The following is a 10957-nucleotide window of genomic DNA, read 5'->3' as shown; positions in this document are numbered from 1 at the left end:
GAACTCGCGCAGCACCGCCTCTATGTAGTAGCGCTGCCCGGCCTGGAGCATGATCATTCCCGACTGCTGGGTGGGGGTGCTGGTGTAGACGCCGGCTGGCACGGCCGCCCGCAGGAAGGCGATGCGGCGCTTGTTGGCCGGGTTGTCGTCGGTGCTCAGCTGGAGCTCTGCCCGGTCGTCGGCGGACAGGTGGAAGCGGTACATGCCCGTCATCGGCACGCAGAGGTAGCCCCGCACGCGGGCGAAGTAGTTCTCGGCCACATCGGTTGGCGCGGAGAAGGAGGTCAGCGTGCTGGTGCTGGTGGGTGCCAGGTGGGTGGGGATCTGCTCCACCTCCACGCGCCGGTCAGACACATTCGCCCAGTACTCATAGGTGATGGAACCGGAGCCAGGACAAGCCACTTGTGGTGGAGTGTATGGAATGAGGCTGGTGCTAGGGATGGTCTCCATCACGCCGTCAGGCCTGCTCCAGGCGACGGTTAGGTGATCCCTGAACTGGAACTCGCGCAGCACCGCCTCTATGTAGTAGCGCTGCCCGGCCTGGAGCATGATCATTCCCGACTGCTGGGTGGGGGTGCTGGTGTAGACGCCGGCTGGCACGGCCGCCCGCAGGAAGGCGATGCGGCGCTTGTTGGCCGGGTTGTCGTCGGTGCTCAGCTGGAGCTCTGCCCGGTCGTCGGCGGACAGGTGGAAGCGGTACATGCCCGTCATCGGCACGCAGAGGTAGCCCCGCACGCGGGCGAAGTAGTTCTCGGCCACATCGGTTGGCGCGGAGAAGGAGGTCAGCGTGCTGGTGCTGGTGGGTGCCAGGTGGGTGGGGATCTGCTCCACCTCCACGCGCCGGTCAGACACGTTCGCCCAGAACTCATAGGTGATGCCGCCGGTATTTGAGCAAGCAACGGGAGTGTCACTACCTCTTACCATAAATCTTTGGATGACTGGACTGGCTGCCGCATATTCCCCATTACCTGCTTGCATTGCTTGCACAACAACTCCTCCCTCCATTCCGGTTAGCGTTATTGTATTGCCGCTGATGGATGCTGGGCCAGAAAGAATAGTAAAGGTTACTGGTAAACCCGAGTTTGCGGTGGCACTTATTGTAAAAGGCGCATCCCCTACATTCTTGTTCGCGATAGGATCAAAATGAATAGTCTGAATCTTCTTGTTGACCCATGTTATGGAGGCATTAGCAGTAACTGTACCTGATGAAGCCATAATATTATCTGTGCCCGAATTATTTCCGGTGTAACAGAATTGCGCCTGCCCACTAGTATTAGTAGTGGCAAAACCTGTTTGAGCATTAGCACCAGTTATGGCAAAATCTACTCTAACACCAGCTACAGGGTCTCCATTCTGATCGGTTGCGGTAGCCACCATACAATGTTCTGTACCCACAGTGGCGGTAGAGCCTCCTTGTAAGTTGATGGTAATGGTTCTTACCGTAGCAACTGGTGCTAAAGACTGTCCTCCAGGATAGCCATAAGAATCATAAGAGTCAAAACCATACACAAAAGCACCAAATGGTAAGCCACCGCCAGTTAGATTATGAGTACCTGCACTAATGGTTAATTGTGCTCCAGAGAAACCACTGCTTCCAATGGCAGTAAAACTAGAAGCTGGAATAACTGTCCCGTTGTGTTGGATAGAACCAACGGCCGAAGTGGGGGCTACTACGTTAATGAAGTTTGCACTAAAACCAGTTGCTGGAGTTGCAACCGTGTAACTACCCAAAAATTGCTCATAAGGCGGTATAAGCATCATAAACGGATCTGAAGTTACATTGTCAAAGCTTGAACCGTTAGAGTATTGTGCTACCAGTACTGGTTCATTAGCCAAGATGACAGCTGGGCCATCAATTATAAGCTCATGTAATTGTCCTCTATTTATGTTTGCGATTACTGAACCATTCACTGTTACCTGGGTATTATTTACAGAAGCAAGAATTCTAAATGTATCACCGTTGCGCCTAGTGGCTAAAGGTACGGTTACGAACTGTTTACCCCATGCAGTGACTGGCGGCAATTGTTCTACTACATAGTCGCAGGCAAAATAACCAGGTGGAATGTTTGCGCAATTGTGACTTCCAAATACCGCAATGGGATTTGTAGAGCTAATAATCGTACCACTTAAATCATTTGATCCTGAATTGTTTCTGAGAAGATAAGTTTGTCCTTGATTTAAGGTAATCCTATACGGGACTCCAGCCGTTCGAGTCCCTGTAGTAACAGAGGGAGTGATGGTAACCATAGTGCCATTTACAGTTCCAACAATTCCTAATTGGGTGCCGCTACCTTGGTAACCTAAATTAATGTATTCGGTGCCAAGTATATCTGTTGGTAATGCTAAAAGAGCATCAGTTGTGAACTGTATTCTATTTAATCCATATACAGTAATCTCTTGCTGTGCTGTTATATGTATACCTTTATTTTCTATCACATTAGATGTAGCCAATTGTGCATCTGAAGGCAAAACAACAGACGTAATAACACCTGGTGTTACCGAAAAGTTAGTGGAAAAGTTTAGTCCTGGGATGGATACCATCCCAGTTGTAGCCATGTCTCCGGTTATAAATAGAGTGAGTGTGCTTTCTCCTTCATAATTCGCAGGAAAAGTAATCCAAAAGTCACGCCCTTTACTATCTGGGGCGGGAGTTTGGGCATTAGTGGAGATAGAAACTCCTAAAAGCAATATAATTAGGCTTAGCAACCTCAGCCATAAGAATAGTTTTGTAAAATGTTTCATAGTGCTTCTTAAGATTAATGTTTAACATAAATTTAAATGTGTTGATTAAGCTGGATTGAATAATTAAGGAGTAGTGACGTGAATGTCTTTTATTTTGAATTCAGTAATATCAGCTATATAAGTAGGTATAGCTTCATGAGAAAAAGTTATGCACTCTTTTATCCTAACGGCACTGCAATCAGATTGAGATGTTTCTCCCGGAGGTAGCGTGAGTTGCTTGGTTCCTTTATGGCTGTCTTTTTCTTCAGGTACTTGTTTCGTGTAAAAAGCTTCTTTCCATGTTACTGAAACTTTTTTGCTGTTTGTATTATTGAATTTCAAAAACACTACGCTTTGCTTCTCGCAGGTATTAATCTGATAGTAAATCTTTACGCCTTTTACTTCTGAGTGAAAAACCCATTTAGTAGCACTTGGATCTATATTTGCTTTATTAGGATTAAAAGCAAATGCTGATACGAATAGAATAAGAATCAATAAAATGGGTGAGAGACATAGAATGAAGTAATTAATGCGAGATGTGGCTTTTGCTTTATTCATCTTATTTTATTTGGTAATGGTTTTAGATGTTTGCAACAAATTGATAAAATAATCTACTGTGATGTGTAGATTGTGACGGGGTTCATGATAATTGCTTGCCTTAACTATGTTGTTAATTGTCTTTAATAATGTAATATCATTCTTGTAGTAAATGTCGTAAAAGCTTTGTTGTTTAAACTAAATTTTATGATAGTGATGTGTTCTAAGTGCCTAAGTAACGCTGCCTAAAACACTGATAACTTTAGCGTTTATAATTTAGGATATGTATGCTGATTTAAATAAAACTAGTGTCAAGACTTTTAATAGTAGTATATAAGCAATAGTTTATCTAAAATTGTGAATTGATGGCTTTGAGGAAATAAAGGGTTACCTAGCTAAGATCCACGGTATTTATTTTTAATTCTAAGAATAAATACCGTGAAAATCATGTTAGCTGTGACTTACCGAAAGACTATCATGTAAATGGCAACTCAACATTATTTTATGCTTAGTTGCTTGTATGCTCCCCTAAACATCACCTATGAAAATAGAAAGTTGATTAATAATGATTAACCAATATGGTGAAGCTTTTGAAAGATAGACTCATAGGTTTTAATAGAGATCTTAATTTGATGTGCCAGAACGTTTGTTTCCTAATCAAAGGAGCACGAGGGGTATGCTAAAGCATTTGCATGCATTCGAAAAAACAAGTGAATTTAAACTTGTCTATACCATTCTCTGTAGTTAACAACTTTTGGGGGGTAGTGCTGTCAGGTAGGGCAAATGTATAATTTCGTTTAATTATTGCAATAATTATTTATATTTTATTTATGGTATCTTGGTGTTTTCGGTAAAAATACCTATAAGTAGGTAAGAGAAGCAGGCTGATAGCACCTGAAGTTAAGCTTTTTGAAGGAGCACACTTGATGAGGTTATATATGTGGCTCCTCAAAATGATCTGCATTCTGTAGTCTTGATGCTTTATTGAAAAGAAAACAAATCTAGCTTCAATACTAAGCACTGGAGCTGTAGTCTATTCTCAGAGAATGAAATGCACTTTGGAGGATAAGGCTAATCGATCGCAACAATTAAGGACTGCAAACGCCTCTCAATACGATTACAGGGTAATTCCTTATCCTCACTGTTGGTGCACCTAATGAATGCTAACGTTCAATTACAGCCCTCTGCCTCTTCGGATTAAAAAGTCAATCTTAATCTTACACATTGCTATTAGCTTTGGAGTAAGTTGCTTCTTGAACTTACGTAGGGAATATCTATGATAATGATCTTTTAGTTGATTATCATAGATATTGCTTAATCCATATCTATGATGGGGCTTATGCTCACATGTTCAGGGAAGAGATATTCTTTGCCCTTGCTTGTTCCATAGGCTAAAGGATGGCAAACTTAGCTGTGCTTCTCTGGTTTTCGTTCTTATTGGTTTGCTAAGACACAACTATTGTGTTGGTTCTTATTCTAAGAGCTTGTTTAAATTTCAGGTTTGCTGGCGAAAATTGTCAGGAAAAGGCGAACACAGGTTCTTTTTATGGCCGTTTGTAGCGCAAAGATGAAATTTAAACATGCTCTAAAACTGTAATGGCAACAAAAAAGCCGACCTCGTCGAGATCGGCTTTTTCAATACTAAAACTATGGAGTAACTTATTCCAGTTGGTATTAAGTAGGAGGGCAAATTAGACTATCTATTTTGTCATCCTACAAGGATCTTGTGGGCGAACTGGAAATGCTGTAAATAAACGCCATTTCCGTTTGCTACTGAGATCCTTCCAATATGACAAGAAGATAGTGTTATTTTTGTCCAGTCACTTAGCTTCTTTTTTCTTTGATACGGGCGGCTTTACCAGAAAGGCCTCTCAGGTAGAACAGACGGGCTCTTCTTACTTTACCTCTGCGGATAACCTCGATTTTGTCAATGTTTGGAGAAAGAAGCGGGAAAATACGCTCAGTTCCGATTTGGTTAGACACTTTTCTTACAGTGAAAGTCTCGCTGGCACCGGAGTTTCTGCGTTGCAATACCACGCCTTGGAATTGCTGGATACGCTCTTTGTTACCTTCACGGATTTTCACGTGAATATTCACTGTGTCGCCAGCAGCAAAAGTAGGAATTGAGGCACGTTTCTCTGTGTATTCCTGCTCTACTAATTTAATTAAATCGCTCATGACTATAATATAGTGTCTTTTTATCTGCAAAATTCGGAGTGCAAATATAGACGTTATTTTTTGAATTGTAAGTTAAAACTTCTAAATTTTTTCCTCGCGCAACAAATCGGGGCGTAGTTGCTGGGTACGCTGTACGGCTTGCTCAAAGCGCCACTCTTCTACCTTGGGCGTGTTGCCCGAGAGGAGGATGTCTGGCACGGTATGTCCTTCAAAATCAGCGGGACGCGAGTACACGGGCGGTGCCAACAGGTTGTCCTGGAACGAGTCTGAGAGCGCACTGCTCTCGTCATTCAACACGCCCGGAATCAACCTTATGAGCGAGTCTGCCAAGACCGCCGCCGCCAGTTCACCGCCCGACAATACGTAGTCCCCAATGCTGATCTCGTGGGTCACAAACATATCGCGCACGCGCTGATCCACACCTTTGTAGTGGCCACACAGAAGGATGATGTTCTGCAGCATGGACAACCGGTTGGCCATGGGCTGGTTCAGCGTCTGGCCGTCTGGGGTCATGTAAATCACGGCATCATAGCTGCGGGTTGCTTGCAGTTCCCGTATGCATTTGGCAATGGGTTCTACCATGAGCACCATGCCGGCGCCGCCGCCAAAGGCGTAGTCGTCAATCTGGCCGTGCTTGTTGATGGCGTATTTCCGGAGGTCGTGCAGGTGTACTTCTACCAGGCCTTTGTCCTGCGCCCGCTTTAAGATGGAATGGTCAAAAGGGCCGGTGAGCAGGTGGGGCTGGCAGGTGATGATGTCAAACCGTGTCATCGTCCTCGTCCTCCTCGCCGTTCAGGGGCGGTTCCTCTAACTGGCGGTTAGAGGGTTGGGTGTAGACTTCCAGCAGGCCCTCTGGCAGGTTCACGTAGAGTTTGCGCTCGTCTTTGTTCGTGCGTAGAATGATCTCGTCCTGCACCGGAATCAGTACTTCGTGGCCCTGGTAGTCCATGGCCAGCAGATCCTGGTTAGGCAAGTCAAAGAAAGTCTGCACTGTGCCCAATTCGCCAAGTTGTTCATCTACTACCAGGTAGCCAATCACCTCATGGAAGTAGAACTGGTCTTCTTCCAACTCTGGAAGTTGGTTGAGCGGCAAGTAAATGGCAGTGCCTTTGAGTTTCTCGGCATCGGCTACGGTTTTCACGTCCTCAAACTTGAGGATGCTGCGGCCTTTGTCCTGGGGGTTGAGGTCATCAATGAAAAAAGGAACCAGCTTCCCGTTGATTAACAGGAAAACTGATTCCAATTCATCGTACTCTTCCGGAAAGTCCACGTCAAAAAACGCGACTACCTGGCCTTTGGTGCCATGCGTCTTCATTATGTACCCCAGCTGGAAGCAGGCGTCTAACGTCATGGCTTGTGAAATTAAGCTTGAGCTTCTTCAGCAGTGTCAGCAGCCGGAGCATCAGCAGCACCTTCAGTAGCATCACCTTCCGCAGCAGGAGCTTCTTCAGCAACTGGCTCTGGCGTGTTTTTCTTCCGGATAGCCTCTGCGCGAGCAGTGTTTACCTTGGCTTCAGCCTCTAAAGCAGCTTGTCTCTGAGCAGCTTTGTCGCTTCCTAGTTTCTCTACTTTACCAGTTATTTTGGCTTCTTTGGCAGCTTTCCACTCAGCGTAGCGGGCATCTGCCTGCTCTTGCGTCACGGCGCCTTTCAATACACCAATCTGTAAGTGTTTTCTGAACATGACACCGGTGTAAGAAAGCATGGCTTTCACGGTGTCTGTTGGCTGTGCACCTTTCAATACCCACGCCAACGCTTTGTCTTCGTTGAAGTTGATAGTGGCAGGGTTGGTTAATGGGTTGTACGTGCCCAGTTTCTCAATGAAACGACCATCACGTGGTGAACGAGCATCTGCTACTACAATGTCATACATCGCAGCTTTTTTGCGGCCTCTGCGGGCCAGTCTGATTTTAACAGCCATAGTTGAATTTGTTAAAGCGCCGGATCCCGTCCGGCATTGGGGCGCAAAGATACGTGAATAATATTGAATGTGCTAATGGTTTGACGATGAGATTATTTGTGAAAACCTTTTTTGGGTTATTTTAAGGAAAACAGGCGGAAAACGCAGGTGCCAGAAACGGTCATTACCTGGTGCTTTAAGACGTTAATCACTATGAGTTGCCAAAACAGATGAATGGCAGGCTGATGCGCTTTTCTTCCGTCCTGTCGGGGGCAGGCCGGGGAAGCGGTTTGCAGATGCACGGCACACGTATTGTTCTTAAGATAGGAGAATGGGGGTGATTATACTTGAACCGTCCAGAAAGCCGCATGTGTTTTCAGGCTGATTTATGGAAAACAGGTTAAAAATGAGTTTAGAGCCTGTTAGAATTTGAGGTTTGCAGAAGAAGATGACCAGAGAAAGGTTCTGCGGAAGCGTTTTTTGAGTAGCGTAGCAGCGCTATGGTTACAAGAAAAAGATTGCCCGCAGGTTCTTTTTATGGTCGTTTGCAGCGCAAAAATAAATGGCAGTCGTGTAGCATGTATGCTACCGCAAATGTAGAGACGCCATACGTTGCGTCTTGGCTCTATGGAACGCTCGTGCACGCCAGACGCAAGGTATGGCATCTCTACCAAAAGAGATTTCTTAACCATCATGCCTTCTACACCACTGCCTGAATGTTTAAACATGCTCTTAGGCTGATGGAAGAGAGGTTAAGGAAAGGGCACCAGGTTATGCGGGCCCCGGCCAAACAAATCTCCCGCTATAAAAAACCTTTTGGCGGCGGCAGGTGGGAGGCTGTCAAACAAGGAGAATCCATACTGCCGCCGCACCCATGCCGGATCATAGCCCTGCAGCCGGAGTAAAGCAGGAAAGATATGCGCGTGGCCGTAACCCTGTTTCCTTCTTGCCCATGGCTTTAGCCCCGTGACCTGCCCAGGATCCCATACCCACAGCGGCACGGCGGCTTCCTGCAGCGAAGTCTCTTGCACCGAGGCATGAGTCAGGCTGATGCCAGACTGCGACAGATTTTGCCCGTGGTCTGAGGTGTAGAGGATAACGGTGCTGTCTGGGGGCATAATGGTAGCCATTAGGCGGTGCCAGAACTGGTCTACCGTCCAGCGGATAGCGTTGTGGTACGTGTTCAGGGTGCGCTGCGGGTCTTTGTAAATGCTACGAGGCGGGAGTACCGGTTTGAAAAACGCCGAGTCTGCCGGGTAGGTGCGGGCAAAAGGCCAATGGGCGCCCGCTTTCACCACATAGGCAAATACTTTTTCTTTCTTCTTGGACAACTCAGCCAGAAGTTCAGCCACCAGCATGTCGCGGTCATGGTAGGGAACTTGTGGATGAGAAACCGCCGGGCGCACCACATGATCAATGTACTTCAGGTCTTCGGGGCTCATGAAGTTCTGCAGCACGTTTCCGCCTAGTTGCGCGTCTATGTAATACGTGGTGTAACCCGCCCTCTGGGCGAACTGGAAGATATTGGTTCGGGAGAAGGTGCTGTACGCACTGTCTGGGATTTCAGAAGGGCGGGTGCCGCTCATTAAGGCAATATTGGAGCCCGCGCTCTGGTTGGTCATGGAACTGGCTATCCCGAAGTCCAGCAACTCATTCCGTGCCGAATATAGAAAAGGTGTGGTTTGGAGGCGGGGCTGGTGCAGGGTAAGCTCGGTGGCGGTGATGCTTTCATCCACAATCAGGAACAGGTGCTGCACCCCCTTGGTTACCGGAGGTACGGGTACCGGCAACCGGGTGGGCTGGGGCAATTTATCAGTGACGGTGGCCAGCACCGTGAGGGGTACCCGGTACAGCGCCGGGAAGTCATCTACAATACCCGCGGTTCTTTTGATTAGGCCAAACACTGCCATGGCAGCCAAGGGCATCACGCAGGCAGTCATGGCGGCTACGCGCCAGGCGGTTCTTTTCCTTACCCAGATAATGCCCATGATGGTTAAAACAGCCGAAAGAAAAGCCATACCTGCTTGCCATGCATAATTCTGCAAGGCAGTCTGGGCCAGTGCTAAATTGTTCCAGGATAAAACCGCGTCTGAGTACATGAAGTTGTAGCCCGTGATAAACCGGAACGTAAGGCTGATGAGCAGACAGGGCAGGAGCAACGCCAGCGTTAGCCGTGAAATGGCCTTGCTTTGGTTGAAGAGCAATAGGAACAGGCCTGCCAGGGAGAAGGTGAACACCAGCAGGTAGAGCAGCAGATTTGCCAGGCTGTCCTGAAACAGGAGAAAGGTAGTGATAAAATAAAACCGGCCGGGCCGCATCTCCACCGTCAGGACAAACAGGGCCAGCGCACAAAATAGAAGAAAAGGTGTGGGCCTTAAAAAGCGTTGCCTCATGTATTTCCTGTAACTTGCTTTCTCATCTAGAGACCGAAGGTAATGGAACTCGTTCAATCTGCCAATCTGGAAGACAAAGCATCTGGCCGGATAAAGCAGATAGATGTCATGCGCGGCTTCGCCCTACTGGGCATCGGCTTGGAGAATCTTTTTTCCATGCACACGACCAATGTTCTTTTTGCCGAGTACAGCGCCCGGTACCCGCACGGGGTAAATCACTTTTTGCTTCTGGGGTTGATGGTTTTAGTGAGAGGTAAGTTCTACCCCATCTTTTCCTTCGTGTTTGGGGCATCGGCGGCTTTGGGATTGCCTAGCCAGGGGCAACGTTTCTTTCTCCGCAGACTAGGAGGGTTGTTTCTTCTAGGTGCTTTGCAGGTTCTGTTTATTTGGGAAGGCGATGTGCTGATCCAATACGCATGCATGGGCGGCCTTTTGTTGCTGCTTCGGAACCGGAGCCCCAAACTTTTGCTGCTACTTGGGGCTGGATTGCTGCTTTTCAGCTTTGTAGGAAAGTTGTGGGGAGCACCAGGAGAACCAATTCCAGTGCAAAACGTGGCGACTCTTAAGTCAGGGAGCTTTTTAGAACTGATGGCCTTCCGGGTACAGGAGTATCTGCAAAGCATCTTTACCTGGCAGGCGCTGCTTTTCTATGCCCGCATATTTGCCTTTATGTTGCTGGGCTTCGCTTTTGTCAGAAGCAGAAAGTTGCCGTTGTTGGCCTCGCCGGTGCGGCTTAGGAAATGTTTCCTGGGTCACTTGGGGCTTGTGCTCGTACTAGTGGCGGTGGCACAGATAGCGGGTTGGCGCGGAGAGTCAGGAGATGGGTTTTGGTTGAAAGAGGTGAGCTTGGGAGTGTATTTCTATGCGGCAGTCGTTTGCCTGGCTTCTTTGCCGTTGCTGCTGTGGGCAATGCCGCTGTTCCAACGTGTCCTTTCCCCGTTGCAAGTGCTGGGAAGATTAACCCTAACGCATTACCTGGTACAGAACCTGCTGTTCAGCCTTCTGTTTTATGGTTACGGGCTGGGCTTGTTTCTGGAACTGGAGCCGTGGCAATGTGTTCTGCTCTATGGGGCTGTGATCAGCGTGCAACTGTATTTCTCATCCTGGCTCTTGAGACGGTACAAACTAGGCCCTGTGGAGTATTCTCTAAGATGGATAGCCGGTAAAAAGCAGAGAGGCGCCTCCTGAGTTGGAAGCCGCCTCTCTGCTTTTTGTATGACAAGCTGCTG

Annotated in this window: 8 protein-coding genes and 1 pseudogene; 1 reads left to right on the top strand and 8 read right to left on the bottom strand. The window is 47.5% G+C overall.

Annotation, left to right across the window (positions count from 1 at the left end):
• From HHO50_RS21180 to HHO50_RS02555, 8 genes and pseudogenes are all read right to left on the bottom strand, one after another.
• Positions 1-1215, bottom strand: a 1215-nt coding sequence (locus HHO50_RS21180; protein WP_255478556.1) for a PA14 domain-containing protein, incomplete at its 3' end; no start/stop codon positions are given.
• Positions 1216-1221: 6 nt separating this feature from the next.
• Positions 1222-2541: pseudogene (locus HHO50_RS21475) on the bottom strand (Ig-like domain-containing protein); the annotation flags it as partial.
• 264 nt (positions 2542-2805) lie between these two features.
• On the bottom strand, positions 2806-3279 hold the full coding sequence (locus tag HHO50_RS02580; protein WP_181304439.1) for a hypothetical protein: 474 nt from the start codon (positions 3277-3279) through the stop codon (positions 2806-2808).
• Between the two features lie 1803 nt (positions 3280-5082).
• Entirely contained in the window at positions 5083-5436 is a 354-nt protein-coding gene (gene rplS, locus HHO50_RS02575; protein ID WP_181304438.1) for a 50S ribosomal protein L19, read from the bottom strand.
• A gap of 81 nt (positions 5437-5517) precedes the next feature.
• Positions 5518-6207, bottom strand: coding sequence for a tRNA (guanosine(37)-N1)-methyltransferase TrmD (gene trmD / locus HHO50_RS02570; RefSeq protein ID WP_181304437.1), 690 nt, complete (start codon positions 6205-6207; stop codon positions 5518-5520).
• Complete coding sequence (gene rimM / locus HHO50_RS02565) at positions 6194-6787, bottom strand: ribosome maturation factor RimM (RefSeq protein WP_181304436.1); 594 nt, start codon at positions 6785-6787, stop codon at positions 6194-6196. The genes trmD and rimM overlap by 14 nt, the downstream gene beginning before the upstream one ends.
• 11 nt (positions 6788-6798) lie before the next feature.
• Positions 6799-7356 (bottom strand): 30S ribosomal protein S16, encoded by a 558-nt coding sequence (locus HHO50_RS02560; protein ID WP_181304435.1) that lies wholly within the window; start codon positions 7354-7356, stop codon positions 6799-6801.
• Between the two features lie 731 nt (positions 7357-8087).
• Positions 8088-9728 carry a sulfatase-like hydrolase/transferase gene (locus HHO50_RS02555; protein WP_181304434.1) on the bottom strand — a complete coding sequence of 547 codons (1641 nt, stop codon included), beginning with the start codon at positions 9726-9728 and terminating at the stop codon, positions 8088-8090.
• A gap of 42 nt (positions 9729-9770) precedes the next feature.
• Between HHO50_RS02555 and HHO50_RS02550 the strand changes: the two genes are divergently transcribed.
• Positions 9771-10916 (top strand): DUF418 domain-containing protein, encoded by a 1146-nt coding sequence (locus HHO50_RS02550; RefSeq protein WP_181304433.1) that lies wholly within the window; start codon positions 9771-9773, stop codon positions 10914-10916.
• Positions 10917-10957 lie beyond the last annotated feature (41 nt).

This window comes from Rufibacter sp. XAAS-G3-1, assembly GCF_013623775.1.
Classification (GTDB): domain Bacteria; phylum Bacteroidota; class Bacteroidia; order Cytophagales; family Hymenobacteraceae; genus Nibribacter.
Note: the sequence above shows the minus strand (reverse complement) of the source record. Positions and strands in the feature narration are given on the sequence as shown.

What these genes read in the sequence shown, in the direction of transcription:
- HHO50_RS02580 (WP_181304439.1), bottom strand. Translation starts at nt 3,279, where the DNA reads ATGAATAAAGCAAAAGCCACATCTCGCATTAATTACTTCATTCTATGT.
- rplS (WP_181304438.1), bottom strand. Translation starts at nt 5,436, where the DNA reads ATGAGCGATTTAATTAAATTAGTAGAGCAGGAATACACAGAGAAACGT.
- trmD (WP_181304437.1), bottom strand. Translation starts at nt 6,207, where the DNA reads ATGACACGGTTTGACATCATCACCTGCCAGCCCCACCTGCTCACCGGC.
- rimM (WP_181304436.1), bottom strand. Translation starts at nt 6,787, where the DNA reads ATGACGTTAGACGCCTGCTTCCAGCTGGGGTACATAATGAAGACGCAT.
- HHO50_RS02560 (WP_181304435.1), bottom strand. Translation starts at nt 7,356, where the DNA reads ATGGCTGTTAAAATCAGACTGGCCCGCAGAGGCCGCAAAAAAGCTGCG.
- HHO50_RS02555 (WP_181304434.1), bottom strand. Translation starts at nt 9,728, where the DNA reads ATGAGGCAACGCTTTTTAAGGCCCACACCTTTTCTTCTATTTTGTGCG.
- HHO50_RS02550 (WP_181304433.1), top strand. Translation starts at nt 9,771, where the DNA reads ATGGAACTCGTTCAATCTGCCAATCTGGAAGACAAAGCATCTGGCCGG.